This is a genomic window from Neisseria sicca 4320, from assembly GCF_000193735.1.
Classification (GTDB): domain Bacteria; phylum Pseudomonadota; class Gammaproteobacteria; order Burkholderiales; family Neisseriaceae; genus Neisseria; species Neisseria sicca_E.
The window spans coordinates 1-16,216 of sequence record NZ_AEPF01000011.1 but is presented as its reverse complement, the minus strand read 5'-3'; the positions used below and the strand labels follow the sequence as shown (position 1 = coordinate 16,216).

The window sequence follows — 16,216 nt, the reverse complement described above, 5'->3', positions numbered from 1 at the left end:
GCTTACCTTTTTAGTATAAAATGTCTAAGTCATTGATTCAGGTGCATCGTAAGCACAATCAAGACTTGTTCCTGAATACAGAAACTTCGAGACCCGATTTCAAAAGGATGATACGACATGAAAAAAGTACTTGCATTGATTTGTACAGCAACTTTGGCTGCCTGCGGAGGCGGGGGCGGCGGTGGAAATTCCACTCCTTCTTCACAATCTACGCCTAACGCAGGTCCAAGCAACCCGCCAACGTCGCAGAAGCCTGCAACTCCTCCATCAACGACAACTCCTGCAAAACCTGAGACGGGTAAAACACCTACCACTCCTAAAACTCCTGCTACTCCGGCAGTTCCTACCGCCGCACAGCAAACAGTTGGCGGTAACAGCATTGCCATCGATAATAGCAACATCAAACACATCCGCGTTGACGGTGTGGATTTCGATCTGACCCAAAGCGGCGGTACTTCTTTGAATAATTGGAAAGGCAAAGTCCCTGGTTTTATTTCAGGAATTGCATCCGGCGAGCCGAAATCCGTACAGAAATTCTTAGTCAATACTGCTTCAGCAAACGCTACTGCCGGCGTGTTAGAAGTTAACGGCAAAAAACAAGCTTTCTTCAGCGGACACTTTACGCCCGCAGCCGAGCTGCCTAAAGGACAAGTTCATTACAGCACCAGCGTTGCCTCTATGCATAGTGGCGCAAATTACAATATTTCCCGCACAGAGTTGACTGCCAATTTTGACAGTAAAAAATTAACAGGTACTATCTCCCGTAATGCTGAATTTGGCGGCAACATTCCTGTTAATGCCCAAATTAGCGGCAACAAGTTTGACCAATCCGGTGCGACCGAAGTCAAAGGCGGTTTCTTTGGCAAAAATGCAGCGGAAGTTGCAGGCGGATTCTCTAGCGGCAATACAGTAGGCGCATTCGTTGGCTCGAAGAAATAATCTTCCGGTAAACGGTTATTGCAAATAAAGGTCGTCTGAAATTAGGTTTTTTGGTTTCAGACGACCTGTTTCATTCAAGCCCTTTAAAATACGCCATTAGCCATTATCTATCGGTAAGCGGCGACGGCTGCATACTTAATAATATGCCCAAGCCGATGATTTACTGTTAGAATCCGAATTTATTTGTTTTCAAAACATTTTTCAGGAGCAAACGCCATGCGAAACGACGTTTACGACTATACCGCCACGGGACAGGTTGCTAAAAATACCGTCCTGCAAAAAACTTACCGCCTGCTCGGCCTGTCTTTCATTCCCGCCGTTGCCGGCGCATATTTCAGCGGCCGGTTAGGACTGAATCTATTCTCTCTGTTCGGTCAGGGCTGGATGGGGCTGGTTGCTGTGCTGGTGTTCTTCTACGGCATGACTTTCCTCATTGAGAAAAACCGTTACAGCAATGTCGGCGCAACCCTCCTGATGATCTTCACTTTCGGCATGGGTGTGCTGATCAGCCCGCTTCTGCAATATACGCTCGCTATTCCAAACGGTACGCAAATCGTCGGCATCGCTGCCGCCATGACTGCCGGGGTGTTCTTCACCATGTCTGCAATGGCGCGCCGCACCAATGTCAATATGAATTCGCTAGGCCGCTTCCTGACCGTTGGCGCGGTGGTGTTGATGATCGCGATGATTGCCAACTTCTTTCTGCAAATCCCGGCATTGAGCCTTGCCGTTTCGGCAGCGTTTGTCCTATTCAGCTCGCTGATGATTATGTGGCAGGTGCGTGCGGTGATTGACGGTGGCGAAGACAGCCATATTAGCGCGGCTCTGACCATCTTCATCTCCATCTACAATATCTTCAGCAGCCTGCTGCGGATTCTGCTGGCGTTCAGCGGCGACGATTAACCGTTTACACATCTGACGAAAGCATTCAAAGGTCGTCTGAAAACTGCAAACAGGTTTTCAGACGACCTTTTTGACATTCCATTCCCCGCCCGCTATCCTGACGGCTGCCATCACTCATCCTACTACCCATGAACACTATCCCCCCGCGCCGCGCCGTTTACGCAGGCAGCTTCGACCCGCCGACCCTCGGCCATCTTTGGATGATACAAGAAGCTCAGGTTCTTTTTGACGAACTCGTCGTCGCCATCGGCATCAATCCTGAAAAACGCAATACCTACACCATAGACGAACGCCGCGCCATGCTCGAAGCGATTACGGGCGACTTTCCTAATGTCCGCATCAGCGTATTTGAAAACCGCTTCCTGGTCCGCTACGCGCGCGAAATCGGCGCGGGTTTTATCGTTCGCGGTATCCGCTCCGCCGCCGACTACGAATACGAACGCTCCATGCGCTATATCAACAGCGACCTTGCACCCGAAATTTCGACGGTTTTCCTGATGCCGCCGCGCGAAATCGCCGAAGTGTCTTCCACTATGGTCAAAGGCCTGGTCGGCCCGGATGGCTGGCACGACATAATACGCCGCTACCTGCCCGAAGCCGTGTACAAAAAAATCGTGCAGGATTATGAAACTTAAATGTTGTTAACGAGAAGGTCGTCTGAAAGCTTGAAACGCAGGTTTTCAGACGACCTTTCGATTTATGGCGGTGTTTGTGTAATTCTAAATTTATAGTGGATTAACTTTAAACCTGCACGGCGTTGCCTTGCCTTGCCGTACTATCTGTACTGTCTGCGGCTTCCTCGCCTTGTCCTGATTTAAATTTAATCCACTATATATTTAATAATCAGATAATAGTATTCATTTTAAATGTATTTTTCTTGGTAGCTGCTTCGTTGCAGAATATAAACACGATTTTTCATAAATAAAGATAATTGTTATCAATTATTTCAATTAAACAAAAATATTTCCTATAATGCCGCATCCTTTCACCTTCGGAGTTGAACATGCAATATTCCACCCGTCTTTCCCTGCTTCCCGCACTGATTGCCTCCGCCTTCCCGCTGTATGCTGCCGATACAGCCGATGGTGAACACTACACCGCCACGCTGCCCACCGTTACCGTGGTCGGACAGTCCGACACCAGCGTACTCAAAGGCTACATCAACTACGACGAAGCCGCCGTTACCCGCAACGGCCAGCTCATTAAAGAAACGCCGCAAACCGTCGATACGCTCAACATCCAGAAAAACAAAAATTACGGTACGAACGATTTGAGTTCCATCCTCGAAGGCAACGCCGGCATCGACGCTGCCTACGATATGCGTGGCGAAAGCATTTTCCTGCGCGGTTTTCAAGCTGACGCATCCGATATTTACCGCGACGGCGTACGCGAAAGCGGGCAGGTGCGCCGCAGCACCGCCAACATCGAGCGCGTGGAAATCCTGAAAGGCCCGTCTTCCGTCCTTTACGGCCGCACCAACGGCGGCGGTGTCATCAACATGGTCAGCAAATACGCCAACTTCAAACAAAGCCGCAACATCGGTGCGGTTTACGGCTCGTGGGCAAACCGCAGCCTGAATATGGACATCAACGAAGTGCTGAACAAAAACGTCGCCATCCGCTTCACCGGCGAAGTCGGGCGCGCCAATTCGTTCCGCAGCGGCATAGACAGCAAAAACGTCATGGTTTCGCCCAGCATTACCGTCAAACTCGACAACGGCTTGAAATGGACGGGGCAATACACCTACGACAATGTGGAGCGCACGCCCGACCGCAGCCCGACCAAGTCCGTGTACGACCGCTTCGGACTGCCTTACCGCATGGGTTTTGCCCACCCGAACGATTTTGTCAAAGACAAGCTGCAAGTTTGGCGTTCCGACCTCGAATACGCCTTCAACGACAAATGGCGCGCCCAATGGCAGCTTGCCCACCGCACGGCGGCGCAGGATTTCGACCATTTTCATGCAGGCAGCGAAAACGGCAGCCGAATCAAACGCAACTACGCTTGGCAGCAAACCGACAACAAAACCCTGTCGTCCAATTTCACGCTCAACGGCGACTACAACATCGGCCGTTTTGAAAACCACCTGACCGTAGGCATGGATTACAGTCGCGAACACCGCAACCCGACAGTAGGTTACAACCGCGACTTTTCCGCCTCCATAAACCCCTACGACCGCGCAAGCTGGCCGGCTTCGGGCAGGCTGTAACCCGTCCTCACCCAAAACCGCCACAAAGCCGACGCCTACGGCATTTTCGTGCAAAACATCTTCTCAGCCACGCCCGACTTGAAATTCGTCCTCGGCGGCCGTTACGACAAATACACCTTTAATTCCGAAAGCAAACTCACCGGCAGCAGCCGCCAATACAGCGGCCATTCGTTCAGCCCCAACATCGGCGCAGTGTGGAACGTAACGCCCGCCCACACGCTTTACGCCTCATATAACAAAGGCTTCGCGCCTTACGGCGGACGCGGCTATTTGAGTATCGACACTTCGTCTGCCGCCGTGTTCAACGCCGCCCCCGAGTACACCCGCCAATACGAAACCGGCGTCAAAAGCAGTTGGCTGGACAATCGTTTGGACACCACCCTGTCGGTTTACCAAATCGAACGCTTCAATATCCGCTACCGCCCTGATGCGCAAAATGATCCCTACACTTGGGCAGTCAGCGGCAAACACCGTTCGCGCGGCGTGGAGTTGTCCGCCATCGGACAAATCATCCCCAAAAAACTCTACCTGCGCGGATCGTTGGGCGTAATGCAGGCGAAAGTGGCTGAAGACAAGGAAAATCCCAACCGCGTGGGCATCCATTTGAATAACACCAGCAACGTTACCGGCAACCTGTTTTTCCGTTACACGCCGACCGAAAACCTCTACGGCGAAATCGGCGTAACCGGTACGGGCAAACGCTACGGCTACAACTCCAGCCAAAAAGCAACCACCACGCTTCCCGGCTTCGTCCGCACCGACGCCATGCTCGGCTGGAACCGCAAAAATCTGAACCTCACTTTCGCCGTCGGCAATCTGTTCAATCAAAAATACTGGCGTTCCGACGCCATGCCCGGCGCGCCGCGCACTTATACGGCGCGGGTGAATTACAGTTTCTAATCCCGGTCAGAAAACAGAACAAAGGTCGTCTGAACCCCCTGATATTGGTTTTCAGACGACCTTTTATCTTTTATACGCTCATGAATAAGGCGGGACGCTTAAGGCTGCAAAGAATGCGGCAGTCTGTAAAGATGGCGTTTGCACGGCCTTTGCTATATCATTCCCTTATCTGAAACTAAGGAAAACATCATGTACGAAGTCAACCGCAGCGTCTTCCTGCTCATCCCGCTCGATCCTTTTTGGAACTGGCTGCAAACCCTGCCCGGTAATCATCTTGACGGTTTGACGCTTGAAGACATTCAAGCCGATGCCAATTCTTACCTCGTCCGTCCGTGTGAAACCGCCGACGAAGTATGGGACGAAATCGAAGCGCGGTTTGAAGACATTTTCGCTGCCGAACTTGCCGACTGGTGCGAAGATGAGAGCGAGTGGCCTGATTTGGACGCCGATATTTTCAACGAATGGTTTGACATCCAACTTTCTACCGTCATTACCGACCTCGAACACGAACCGCTCGCCCGTGAAGCCTTTCAACCCTTTAATCTGAACTGATGAACGTCCGCGTCCGCAATTACCATCTTGACGGCTACGGTCATGTCAACAACGCGCGCTATCTCGAATTTCTCGAAGAAGCGCGCTGGACATTTTTTGAGGAACACGGTTTCTTGTCCGAAATCGACGGCTTGATGCTGGTGGTTGTCCGCACCGACATCCGTTATCGCCGCGCCGCCGTCGAGGGCGACATATTACGCTTTGAAGGTCGTCTGAAAGAGCTGACCTCGCGTCATATTATCCTTACCCAAAATATCGTTTTGCCCAGCGGCAAAAATGCCGTCGAAGCCGAAAGCACTTTGATGGTCGTCAGCGCAGAAAGCGGGCGGAGCATCAGCATTCCCGAACCTCTATTTACCCTTTTAAAACAATACGCCGAAGCATGAAAAAACTCATTACCATTGCCGCAGTCGCCATTATCGGCGTGCTGCTCGCCATCGTCCTTATTCCGGATAACAAACCTACTCCCACATTCTCTTTGTCCGACCTGCAAGGCAAACCGGTGTCCAACACCAATTTGCAAGGCAAAGTCAGCTTCATCAATTTCTGGTTTCCCTCCTGTCCGGGCTGTGTCAGCGAAATGCCCAAAGTCATCAAAATGTCCAAAGACTATCAAGGAAAAGATTTTCAAGTCCTCGGCATTGCCCAACCGATAGACCCGCTCGAAAGCGTCACCCAATACGTCCAAAAATACGGCTTGCCCTTTACCGTCATGTTTGATGCCGATAAAGCCGCCGCCCAAGCATTCGGCACGCAGGTTTACCCGACTTCTTTTCTGATTAATAAAAAAGGGGAAATCCTGAAAACCTTTGTCGGCGAGCCGGACTTCGCCGCGCTTTATCAGGAAATCGACAAAGAATTGGCGAAATAGCAATCAAAAAAGGGCGCAATGATGCGCCCTTATGTATTTATTGGGATAACGCGTTGATTCATTTTTGCACAAATGCTGATTGATGCGGAAATGACAGCAGTTTCGGCAATATTGTTTTTTTATGCCTTTCTGCACCACCTTAGATGATTTAAAAGGTCGTCTGAAAATCTAAATATTGGTTTTCAGACGACCTTTGTGTTTATCAAACGCTTGTCAGACGCATTTTTGCAAACGATGTTTCCGATACTCAAATCCCCATGAAAAAACGTCGTCTGAAACCGATTTTCAGACGACGTTTGCCATTCACGCCCCTAGCGGATTCATTCCGCTTTCTCCAGCAAGGCAAAGCCTTCCATTTTGTTTCTCGGGCGCGCGCCCTGCCAGATTTTCGTCCAGCCTTGCGGCGCGTCGGTGTTTTTAGGTTGCTGCACCAGACGGTAGCGGCAGGCAGCGTCGTCGATATGGGGTTTCAATTCGCTGTATTGCGCGCAAGCGATACGGGCGCGGCGGTCTTCGGCGGCGATGCTGATACATTCGAGGTCGTCCGAAAGCCGTTCTTTCAGTTCGGGGGAGAGGGAGGCTTCCATTTGGAGGACGACGGGCGCATGGCTTTTGGCGGCGTCAAGCCACGGCAGGAACAAGGTCATCAGCAATGCCCACGCCAGCGTAACGCCTGCCGCCCAGTTGGTGACGGCTTGTCTGCCGCGGATGTTTTTGCGGGTAATCGCCCACAGCCACAGCGGGGTAAACAACAGGGCGACCGCCATCGGTATCGGGTCGATGTCGGGCGTGTAATACGGGCTGAAATAGGCGGCGCGTTCGGCGAGTTTGGCAGGCCAGCCGTAGTTCATGGCGAAGAAGCCCGTCCACAGGAAAATGGCGAAAAGTCCGAACGCCATGACGCCGAACCAGTTGATAAACGCCGCCGCGCCGCGCCGCAGTCCGTCCAGTTGCGCCGCGCCGAGCAGGGCAAGCGGGGGCAGCAGCCAAACGAGGTTGTCTTGCAGGCGTTGCGGGCTGACGGCAAGAATACTGAGGACGATAAAGAACCATGAAATGCACAATACGCTCCAGTTTTTTTCGCGTATGCGGGGGCGGCTCAACGTCCATGCGGCGAGCGGCCACGCGGGCAGGGTAAACCAGAGCAGGTTTTTCAGGTAATAGAACAGGCTGAAGGTCGTCTGAAAATCACCAAAGCCGCCGAATGCGCCGAGCGAGTGATGTTGCAGCCAGATGGAAAACAGTTCGGGCTGCGTTCTGGAGAAGATGAGCGGATAAACCGTCAGCAGCGGCAGCCCGATGGCAAATGCGCCGACCAGCGTCAGGTAATAACGTTTGACGCGCCATTTCTCATCGAGCAACAGGGCGGGTGCTAAAAACATCAGCGCGGCGGTCATCAGATAGCCCGATGAAAGCGACAGTAACGCCCAGCCACCGCCCAGCAGCAGTGAGGCAGTGATGACGCGGCGTTGCGCCAATGAAAAGCCGCACAATATCATGCCCAATGCGGCAAAAGCGGCGGAAGCGGGGTTGAGGAAGTGCGCGACCGAGAGCAGTCCGATGCTGCCGATCAGGATGAGGACGACGCTGCGCCCGTGGTGCCTGCCCAAAAAGTTGAATCCGGCAAAACCGCAGGCGGTCAGCCCGATAATCGTGAAGAAAACGCCCGCAAAACGCGCGGCATCATAAGCGTCCGCCGCCCAAGGCGACAATAGGTGTTTGAACGCCGCCGCCACCCACAAATAGACGGGCGGAATCTGAAAATCCGGCTGTCCCAACACATGGGCAACCAACGGCGTCGAGCCTGCGTCTAAGGCTTCGACGGCGGTAAAGACGGCGGGTTCGGCGGGATTCCACAAGTCGTGCGAAAACACGCCCGGCCACAGCCAGGCAAATGCCATCAGCAGCAAGAGCCAAGGCTTTTCATGGGTTTTGGCAGGTTGGCGCGGATCGGGCGGGGTGTAGGTGAGCATAGGTTTGAGAGATGTTGAACGTATTTTCGTGTAGTTTAGCAAAGATTCGGCGGGAGGTCGTCTGAAAGGAAGGATTTGGGTTTTGAACTGGTGAAAATGCATTTTCAGACGACATATAAAGCAAAAAAGACTGCATAAAATGCAGTCTTTTTTATTTCAGCAAAGCGGCGATTAGCGTTTGAACAGATTGCCGAATTTGTTGTTGAATTTGTCCACGCGACCGGTTGTATCGACGATTTTTTGGGTGCCGGTGTAGAACGGGTGGCACAAAGAGCAAACCTCGATATTGAAGCTGTCTTTTTCCAGCGCGGATTTGGTGACGAATTTGTTGCCGCAAGAGCAGGTAACGTTGATTTCGTGGTAATTAGGATGGATATCTTGTTTCATTTTGTTTCCTTTCGGTTAAGCGGGCATAGGGGATGTACCTATGCTTCAGGCAAGATTCGGATTTTCGCTGTTTTTTTCTGTTCCGTCAAGAGGATATTGCCCGAGAGAGGCTGGTCGGCGTTGCTTTTGTGTTCTTGAAATGATGATTGGGATAATAAGGTGCTGAATTATTTATCGTATTGTTTATTTGAGTAATTTTTTAAGAATTTTTGCTTTATTCTTGAACTTTATGCAAAATATGGGTCTGATGACATATATTTATCACATGAGGGACCGTATAGGAATGAAGGCAAAAGTAAATGGTTTGATTCTGCGTGTGGTCAGCGGTTTGCTGCCGCCGTCTTATTGTCGTGTTTTAGGCACGCCTGCTAAAAGAGTCCGTGTTTTTTTAGCAAAAAGAGTGTCGCCTCATATCGGTACAAACGTCAATATTGAAAAGGGCGCGTACGTCATGCCGGATACGGTGATCGGTGATAACTCGGGCATCGGCGTTAATTGCGAAATATGCTACGGCTTGACGATAGGCAATAATGTCATGATGGGGCCGGAATGTTTGTTTTATTCTAACAATCACAAGTTTAATCGTGAGACTTTGAAGTATGAGGGCTATACGGAAGTCAATCCGATTGTGATTGAGGATGATGTTTGGATCGGACGACGCGCGATTATTATGGGCGGAGTACGGGTAGGCAAAGGAGCGGTCATCGGCGCTGGGGCTGTGGTAACCAAAGATGTGCCGCCGTACTGCGTCGCCGCTGGGAATCCTGCGGTCATCAAGAAGAGCCTATTGGAAGATTGAGTATACACATCACGGTTTTCAACTTTCAACCAGATACGAAAAAAGGTCGTCTGAAAATAATTTTCTAGACGACCTTTTTTCGTATCAAAGTAAATTAGCCGCGACGCCAAGTCGTGCCGCCGGCGTTGTCTTCCAGAATGATTTTGTGTTCGTTCAGAAGGTCGCGGATGCGGTCGGACTCCGCCCAATTTTTATCCGCGCGCGCCTGTTTGCGTCGGGCGATTAAGTCGTCGATTTCTTCATTGGAGAGGCCGTCTGAAACCGCGCCGCCTTGCAAGAACTCGGTCGGATCGCGTTGCAGCAGGCCGATGATGCCGCCCAAGGCTTTCAGGCAGCCGGCGAGGTGCGCGTCGTTGGTTTTGTTCACTTCACCTGCCAGTTCAAACAACACGGCAACTGCTTCGACCGTACCGAAATCGTCGTTCATGGCGGCGTAGAAGCGGCGGGTGTAGTCGTTGGCATTTTCGGACAATTCGAACGCGGCGGCAGGCGTGTTTTTCAAGGTAGTGTACAGGCGGGTCAGTGCGCCTTTTGCGTCGTCCAGATGCGCGTCGGAGTAGTTCAGCGGGCTGCGGTAGTGGGCGCGCAGGATGAAGAAGCGCACGACTTCGGGGTCGTATTGTTTCAACACTTCGCGGATGGTGAAGAAGTTGCCCAGCGATTTGGACATTTTTTCGCCGTCCACGCGGATGAAGCCGTTGTGCAGCCAGTATTTGACGTGGCTGGCAATGCTTTGACCATGATGGGTTTGCGCGTGGTCGTGGCCGCAGGTGTGGCCGCTGGCGCCGACGCTTTGGGCGATTTCGTTTTCGTGGTGCGGGAACTGTAAATCTGCACCACCGCCGTGAATGTCGAAAGTGTCGCCGAACAGGTTTTCACTCATGGCAGAGCATTCGATGTGCCAGCCCGGACGGCCGTTGCCCCACGGGCTTTCCCATGCCGGCTCGCCTGCTTTGGCCGCTTTCCACAACACAAAATCAAGCGGATCGCGTTTGAAACCATCCACTTCCACACGCTCGCCCGCACGCAGGTCGTCCAGCGATTTGCCCGATAATTGTCCGTAAGCAGCAAACTCGCGCACGGCATAGTAAACGTCGCCGTTTGCGGCAGGATATGCCTTGCCGTTTTGAATCAGGGTTTCAATCATGGCAATCATTTGCGGAATGTTTTCTGTCGCCTTCGGCTCGATGTCGGGACGCAATACGCCCAAAGCATCGGCATCTTCGTGCATGGCTTGGATGAAACGCGCGGTCAGTTCGCCAATGGTCTCGCCGTTTTCAGCAGCGCGGGCAATAATTTTGTCGTCGATGTCGGTGATGTTGCGCACATAAGTGAGCGGATAACCGCACTCGCGCAGCCAGCGGGCAATCATGTCGAACACAACCATCACGCGGGCGTGACCCAAGTGGCAATAGTCGTAAACGGTCATGCCGCAAACGTACATACGCACGTTTTTAGGATCGATGGAGGAGAAGGGTTCTTTTTGGCGGGTAAGGGTGTTGTAGATGGTGGTCATAGGCATTCACTAAGAGGAGCATTAGTATATGAGGTCGTCTGGAAACCGCTTAGACGACGTCTACAAATGAAATCGAGTTCACTTAGATTCTAAAATAAGTTTGTGGAAAGTCATTGCTGTGTTTGTTTCGTTGCATATTTTTCAGACGACCTCTTTATCAAACAAAGGTCGTCTGAAACTTTTTACTCCGGCTTAAATACGCCTGTATCCGTTTTAGGCTGCTGCTCGGCAATCTCGGTATTTACCGCTGCCTGCTCCGCTTCTGCTTTTTCAGCTTCGATGCGTTTTTTCTCGGTCAGGTATTGGTTGATTTGGTGTACCAATTCCTGAGTGCCTTGGTGTGTCAGCGCACTGATTTGGAAGAGACGCGGGGTTTCCATGTCGAATTGGAAGCGGTCGTCGGGTTTGGGGTAGTCCCAGCCGATGGCTTCGAGGAAGGCGGCGGTGCGTGCTTGGGCTTCTTCTTCGTCGAGCATGTCGAGTTTGTTCAGCACCAGCCAGCGCGGTTTGCCGTAGAGTTCTTCGTCGTATTTGCGCAATTCGTTGATGATAGCGAGGGCCTCTTCGGCGGGATTGACGGCTTCGTCGAAGGGCGCCAAATCGACGACGTGCAACAGCAGGCCGGTGCGCGATAAGTGTTTGAGGAAACGGTGGCCTAGGCCTGCGCCTTCTGCCGCGCCTTCAATCAGGCCGGGAATGTCGGCCATGACGAAGCTGTGGTTTTCGTCGATGCGCACGACGCCTAAGTTCGGATGCAGGGTGGTGAAGGGGTAGTTGGCGATTTTGGGACGTGCGGCGGATACGGCGGTAATCAGGGTGGATTTACCGGCGTTGGGCATGCCTAACAAGCCGACATCGGCGAGGACTTTAAGCTCGAGTTGCAGGGAGCGGGTTTCGCCTTCTTCGCCGGGCGTGGATTGTTTAGGGGCGCGGTTGATGGACGATTTGAAGTGGATATTGCCTAAGCCGCCTTTGCCGCCTTTGGCGAGGCAGACGCGCTGGCCGTGGTGGGTGAGGTCGGCAACGATTTCGTCTGTATCGAGGTCGCGGATAAGGGTGCCGACGGGCATTTTGAGGACGATGTCGTCCGCACCTGCGCCGTAGCGGTCGGAGCCGTGGCCTTTTTCGCCGTTTTTGGCTTGGTAGCGTTTGACGAAGCGGTATTCGACGAGGGTGTTGGTGTTTTCGTCGGCTTCCGCCCATACGCTGCCGCCTTTGCCGCCGTCGCCGCCGTCAGGGCCGCCGCGGGGCACGAATTTTTCGCGGCGGAAACTGGTTGCGCCATTACCGCCTTTGCCTGCGGCGACTTCGATTTTTGCTTCGTCGATGAATTTCATGGTGTTCTCTTGTATTTTGAGTTTCAGACGACCTTTTGCGTCTGAGGTCGTCTGAAAAATGGGAATGGGGGATATTATAAGGGATATGGGGGATGTGCGCCCGTTTCTCTGTCCGACTTGATTTTTTGCCTGATTTTTTGTGAAAACAGCCGTCCTGAAATCGCGGTTTCGGACGGCTGTCTGCTTTTTGGGGATTATTTGGCAGTTTTTTGTTCTTCGCGTACTCTGTCTGCAAGCAGGTCTATGGTTTTCATACCTGTTTCCCAGTCTGCAAATTCGACTTTGTATTTGCCGCCGACGATAACGGTGGGGGTGCCGTCGATTTTGTAGGTATTGGTCAGCTCCGCCATTTTGTCTGCGCGGGTTTGGCTTTCGGGAGATTCGTAGGCAGCGAGGACTTTTTTGCCGTCAAAAGCGGTTTGCTCGTTCAACCATTTTTTGAGGACTTCCGGGTCTTGCAGTTTGATTTGCCGGTTGACCATGGCGTCAAAAATATGGCTGTTTGCAATATCTTTGGTGTCGGCGGCCGCCATATCGACAGCGGCAGCAAGGCGTGCCAATGGTTTCATCTCATCACCCCAGACGACGTGTTCGGTACGAAGGTAGGTGTCGTCTTTGAAGGTTTTGGCGTGTTTGCTCAAAACGGGCTCGAGGTGGGCGCAGTGTGGACAGAAGTAGCCGAAAAATTCGAGGACTTCGACTTTGCCTGCCTGCTGTTGGGGAATAGGTGTGCTGAGTGTGGTGTAGTTAAGCCCCTCAACTAAAGCGACAGGTGCAGCGGAAGCTGCTGATGCTGCGGGCGCGCTGTCGGCAGGGACGCTGGTTTGGGCTTTGTTGTCGCAGGCGGTCAGGGCAAGCAGGGCGGCGGTAAGCGCCAAGGCTTTCAGTTTCATGTTTACTCCGTGATAGTTTGGTTAAATGGGGGATTTTATTGCATTTTGGCGGTTTGATATATGGTTTGATGCGAAAAAGACGGTTTCATGTAGGGAAATGATGGTTTCAGACGATGTTGAAAGAGGTCGTCTGAAAAAAGTGTTCTGTTCAATTCTGTCGTACAATACGCGCTTTCAGACGATGTCTGGACTTTTGAAGGAATAAAACGGATGAATTTGTTAGGGGCTTTGGCCAAGGTCGGCAGCTTGACGATGGTGTCGCGCATACTTGGATTTGTGCGTGATACGGTAATTGCCCGGGCGTTTGGTGCAGGCATGGCGACCGACGCCTTTTTTGTGGCGTTCAAACTGCCGAACCTGCTGCGCCGCGTATTTGCGGAAGGGGCGTTTGCACAGGCTTTCGTGCCGATTTTGGCGGAATATAAGGAAACGCGTTCGAAAGAGGCGACGGAGGCGTTTATCCGCCATGTGGCGGGGATGCTGTCGTTTGTCCTGGTGATCGTTACCGCGCTGGGCATTCTTGCCGCGCCTTGGGTAATTTGGATTTCCGCGCCCGGTTTTTGCCAAGGAGGCGGACAAATTCCAGCTTTCCATCGATTTGCTGCGGATTACGTTTCCTTATATCTTATTGATTTCTTTGTCTTCCTTTGTCGGTTCGATACTGAATTCTTATCATGAGTTCAGCATTCCTGCGTTTACGCCGACGTTTTTGAATATTTCTTTTATCGTATTCGCACTGTTTTTCGTGCCGTATTTTGATCCGCCCGTTACCGCGCTGGCTTGGGCGGTCTTTGTCGGCGGGCTTTTGCAGCTTGGCTTCCAACTCCCTTGGTTGGCGAAACTGGGCTTTTTGAAACTGCCCAAATTGAATTTTAAAGATGCGGCGGTCAACCGCGTGATGAAACAGATGGCGCCTGCGATTTTGGGTGTGAGCGTGGCGCAGATTTCTTTGGTTATCAACACGATTTTCGCTTCTTATCTGCAATCGGGCAGCGTTTCGTGGATGTATTACGCCGACCGACTGATGGAGCTGCCCAGTGGTGTTTTGGGTGCTGCGCTCGGTACGATTTTGCTGCCGACTTTGTCCAAACATGCGGCCAATCGGAATAGGGAGCAGTTTTCCGGACTGCTCGACTGGGGTTTGCGCCTGTGTATGCTGCTGACCCTGCCGGCGGCGGTCGGGCTGGCGGTGTTGTCGTTCCCGTTGGTGGCGACGCTGTTTATGTACCGAGAATTTACGCTGTTTGACGCGCAGATGACGCAACATGCGTTGATTGCCTATTCTTTTGGTTTAATCGGCTTAATCATGATTAAAGTGTTGGCACCCGGTTTCTATGCGCGGCAAAACATCAAAACGCCCGTCAAAATTGCCATCTTTACGCTTGTTTGCACGCAGTTGATGAACCTTGCATTTATCGGTCCTTTGAAACACGTCGGGCTTTCGCTTGCCATTGGTTTAGGCGCGTGTATCAATGCGGGATTGTTGTTTTACCTGTTGCGCAAACATGGTATTTACCGACCCGGTAAAGGGTGGGGGAGTTTTCTGGGTAAAATGCTGCTGTCGCTTGTCGTGATGGGCGGCGGATTGTGGGCGGCGCAGGCTTATCTGCCGTTTGAGTGGGTGCATGTCGGCGGTTTGCGTAAAGCAGGGCAGTTGTGCATCCTGATTGCGATAGGCGGCGGTTTGTATTTCGTTTCGCTGGCTGCGTTGGGTTTTAGACCGAGAGATTTCAAGCGGGTGGAAACGCACTGAATCGGAAGCATGGAAAGGTCGTCTGAAAACCGGATGCATAGGTTGGAAAGCTTGTCCCTTATTTCCCAGATGGTATGTTATAAAAAAATTATTAGTGTCTTTAATATTAAACTTGAAACTTAAAGACGCCGTAAATGTCTATTTTTAGTCGTTTACCTACTCAGCAGGATGCAGATTTATGTCGATAACTGTTTCATTAATTGTCCCCGTCTATAATGGCGGAAAGTTCGCGGCAGGTTTGTGCCGTCATTTTGCAGGTCTGCATAAGGCTGTCGAAGGGATGGAATTTATTGTTGTAAACGACGGCTCTACCGATGATACATCGGCTCAGTTCAGGCAGTTTTTTAATGAACATCCCGAATTACGGGCGCAGTTGATTGATACGCCCAACGGCGGAGTCAGCAGGGCGCGCAATATCGGTTTGTCTAAAGTGCGCGGGGAGTATGTGATGTTTATGGATCACGACGACAATATTGATCCGCCACTTTTGACAGGTTTGGTTGAAAAAATGAAGCATTCCGATGCGGATATGCTCCAATTCAATGTCGATGCGCGCTATCCCGCCAATGAAGACGAGGTTATCGGTTTGGCGGATTATATGGACCGCTATCTGTTTTGGTCGTGCGTTTGGTCGTATATCTACAAACGCAGCCTGTTGGAAAAAGCGGGGCTGAAATTTATCGAAGGCATGAAATATTTGGAAGACGGCGTATTTTTGACCGAGTATTTTTTGCAATGCCAAACCGTCATTGCCAGCAATACCGTTGTTTATGATTATGTCGACAACCCCGAATCCGCCATGCGCAGCAAGCGTACGCCCGAGCAGACGAAGAAATACCTCGACGACATCGGTTTGGCAGTAAGGGAATATACGCGCCTGCTCGCTACACCGGGACAGCCGCCCAAAGTTGTCCGCAGGTTATTGGAAATACGGGATTCCTTCCAATTCATCCATTTGGTTTCGATGCTTAAAAGCGGTGTTTCTACGGACGAACTGTTCCGCAGGCTGGAAGAAAACGGCTACGATTTCCGAATGGCGGGCTATCCCAGCAAATTCAACCGCCGCCGCGACGTACGCCTTTTGTGCCATGTATTCCGCAGCCGTTTGTTGTTAAAGCTTCTGGCGGCTTCCAAGATAATGGCGAAAGATTGACAGACTCAAAAAGGTCGTCTGAAAACCAATA

At 51.7% G+C, this 16,216-nt stretch carries 13 protein-coding genes and 2 pseudogenes; 10 read left to right on the top strand and 5 right to left on the bottom strand.

Annotated features, from left to right (window positions below; translation table 11 throughout):
* Positions 1–117 precede the first annotated feature (117 nt).
* The 7 genes and pseudogenes from NSCA4_RS15895 to NSCA4_RS0101110 all read left to right on the top strand — a co-directional run bounded on the left by NSCA4_RS15895 (position 118) and on the right by NSCA4_RS0101110 (position 6,374).
* A complete protein-coding gene (locus tag NSCA4_RS15895; RefSeq protein ID WP_255265254.1) occupies positions 118–939 on the top strand; it encodes a transferrin-binding protein-like solute binding protein in 822 nt (273 codons plus the stop codon).
* 216 nt (positions 940–1,155) lie between these two features.
* The gene (locus tag NSCA4_RS0101135) at positions 1,156–1,842 is read left to right on the top strand and encodes a Bax inhibitor-1/YccA family protein (protein ID WP_016686446.1); all 687 of its coding nucleotides are present in this window, start codon (positions 1,156–1,158) and stop codon (positions 1,840–1,842) included.
* 128 nt (positions 1,843–1,970) lie between these two features.
* On the top strand, positions 1,971–2,477 hold the full coding sequence (gene coaD / locus NSCA4_RS0101130; protein ID WP_016686445.1) for a pantetheine-phosphate adenylyltransferase: 507 nt from the start codon (positions 1,971–1,973) through the stop codon (positions 2,475–2,477).
* Positions 2,478–2,845: 368 nt separating this feature from the next.
* Positions 2,846–4,951 (top strand): annotated as a pseudogene (locus NSCA4_RS12570) (TonB-dependent receptor).
* 189 nt (positions 4,952–5,140) lie between these two features.
* Positions 5,141–5,503: a hypothetical protein gene (locus tag NSCA4_RS0101120; protein WP_016686442.1), complete on the top strand. Its 363-nt coding sequence runs from the start codon at positions 5,141–5,143 to the stop codon at positions 5,501–5,503.
* Complete coding sequence (locus NSCA4_RS0101115; RefSeq protein ID WP_016686441.1) at positions 5,503–5,889, top strand: acyl-CoA thioesterase; 387 nt, start codon at positions 5,503–5,505, stop codon at positions 5,887–5,889. The genes NSCA4_RS0101120 and NSCA4_RS0101115 overlap by 1 nt, the downstream gene beginning before the upstream one ends.
* Complete coding sequence (locus NSCA4_RS0101110) at positions 5,886–6,374, top strand: TlpA family protein disulfide reductase (RefSeq protein ID WP_016686440.1); 489 nt, start codon at positions 5,886–5,888, stop codon at positions 6,372–6,374. The genes NSCA4_RS0101115 and NSCA4_RS0101110 overlap by 4 nt, the downstream gene beginning before the upstream one ends.
* 320 nt (positions 6,375–6,694) lie before the next feature.
* Here the strand turns inward: NSCA4_RS0101110 and NSCA4_RS0101105 are convergent, their stop codons facing one another.
* Together NSCA4_RS0101105 and rpmE are read right to left on the bottom strand one after the other, a co-directional pair.
* On the bottom strand, positions 6,695–8,347 hold the full coding sequence (locus NSCA4_RS0101105; protein WP_016686439.1) for an ArnT family glycosyltransferase: 1,653 nt from the start codon (positions 8,345–8,347) through the stop codon (positions 6,695–6,697).
* A 171-nt stretch (positions 8,348–8,518) separates the two neighbouring features.
* Entirely contained in the window at positions 8,519–8,734 is a 216-nt protein-coding gene (gene rpmE, locus NSCA4_RS0101100; RefSeq protein ID WP_016686438.1) for a 50S ribosomal protein L31, read from the bottom strand.
* 283 nt (positions 8,735–9,017) lie between these two features.
* Here rpmE and NSCA4_RS0101095 point away from each other — a divergent pair, with 283 nt between their 5' ends.
* Positions 9,018–9,533, top strand: a complete 516-nt coding sequence (locus tag NSCA4_RS0101095; protein WP_029609432.1) for an acyltransferase — start codon at positions 9,018–9,020, stop codon at positions 9,531–9,533.
* 94 nt (positions 9,534–9,627) lie between these two features.
* Here the strand turns inward: NSCA4_RS0101095 and cysS are convergent, their stop codons facing one another.
* The 3 genes from cysS to NSCA4_RS0101080 all read right to left on the bottom strand — a co-directional run bounded on the left by cysS (position 9,628) and on the right by NSCA4_RS0101080 (position 13,279).
* Complete coding sequence (gene cysS / locus NSCA4_RS0101090; RefSeq protein ID WP_016686436.1) at positions 9,628–11,049, bottom strand: cysteine--tRNA ligase; 1,422 nt, start codon at positions 11,047–11,049, stop codon at positions 9,628–9,630.
* A 182-nt stretch (positions 11,050–11,231) separates the two neighbouring features.
* Complete coding sequence (gene obgE / locus NSCA4_RS0101085) at positions 11,232–12,386, bottom strand: GTPase ObgE (protein ID WP_016686435.1); 1,155 nt, start codon at positions 12,384–12,386, stop codon at positions 11,232–11,234.
* 194 nt (positions 12,387–12,580) lie between these two features.
* The gene (locus tag NSCA4_RS0101080) at positions 12,581–13,279 is read right to left on the bottom strand and encodes a thiol:disulfide interchange protein DsbA/DsbL (RefSeq protein ID WP_016686434.1); all 699 of its coding nucleotides are present in this window, start codon (positions 13,277–13,279) and stop codon (positions 12,581–12,583) included.
* Positions 13,280–13,489: 210 nt separating this feature from the next.
* On the opposite strand from NSCA4_RS0101080, the pseudogene murJ reads away from it, so the two are divergent.
* Both murJ and NSCA4_RS0101070 read left to right on the top strand, forming a co-directional pair.
* Positions 13,490–15,032 (top strand): annotated as a pseudogene (murJ, locus tag NSCA4_RS12560) (murein biosynthesis integral membrane protein MurJ).
* A gap of 178 nt (positions 15,033–15,210) precedes the next feature.
* Positions 15,211–16,185 carry a glycosyltransferase gene (locus NSCA4_RS0101070; RefSeq protein ID WP_081476519.1) on the top strand — a complete coding sequence of 325 codons (975 nt, stop codon included), beginning with the start codon at positions 15,211–15,213 and terminating at the stop codon, positions 16,183–16,185.
* Positions 16,186–16,216: the final 31 nt, after the last annotated feature.

Excerpts from the sequence above, each read along its gene's own strand:
- NSCA4_RS15895 (WP_255265254.1), top strand. The coding sequence starts at position 118 with ATGAAAAAAGTACTTGCATTGATTTGTACAGCAACTTTGGCTGCCTGC.
- NSCA4_RS0101135 (WP_016686446.1), top strand. The coding sequence starts at position 1,156 with ATGCGAAACGACGTTTACGACTATACCGCCACGGGACAGGTTGCTAAA.
- coaD (WP_016686445.1), top strand. The coding sequence starts at position 1,971 with ATGAACACTATCCCCCCGCGCCGCGCCGTTTACGCAGGCAGCTTCGAC.
- NSCA4_RS0101120 (WP_016686442.1), top strand. The coding sequence starts at position 5,141 with ATGTACGAAGTCAACCGCAGCGTCTTCCTGCTCATCCCGCTCGATCCT.
- NSCA4_RS0101115 (WP_016686441.1), top strand. The coding sequence starts at position 5,503 with ATGAACGTCCGCGTCCGCAATTACCATCTTGACGGCTACGGTCATGTC.
- NSCA4_RS0101110 (WP_016686440.1), top strand. The coding sequence starts at position 5,886 with ATGAAAAAACTCATTACCATTGCCGCAGTCGCCATTATCGGCGTGCTG.
- NSCA4_RS0101105 (WP_016686439.1), bottom strand. The coding sequence starts at position 8,347 with ATGCTCACCTACACCCCGCCCGATCCGCGCCAACCTGCCAAAACCCAT.
- rpmE (WP_016686438.1), bottom strand. The coding sequence starts at position 8,734 with ATGAAACAAGATATCCATCCTAATTACCACGAAATCAACGTTACCTGC.
- NSCA4_RS0101095 (WP_029609432.1), top strand. The coding sequence starts at position 9,018 with ATGAAGGCAAAAGTAAATGGTTTGATTCTGCGTGTGGTCAGCGGTTTG.
- cysS (WP_016686436.1), bottom strand. The coding sequence starts at position 11,049 with ATGACCACCATCTACAACACCCTTACCCGCCAAAAAGAACCCTTCTCC.
- obgE (WP_016686435.1), bottom strand. The coding sequence starts at position 12,386 with ATGAAATTCATCGACGAAGCAAAAATCGAAGTCGCCGCAGGCAAAGGC.
- NSCA4_RS0101080 (WP_016686434.1), bottom strand. The coding sequence starts at position 13,279 with ATGAAACTGAAAGCCTTGGCGCTTACCGCCGCCCTGCTTGCCCTGACC.
- NSCA4_RS0101070 (WP_081476519.1), top strand. The coding sequence starts at position 15,211 with ATGTCGATAACTGTTTCATTAATTGTCCCCGTCTATAATGGCGGAAAG.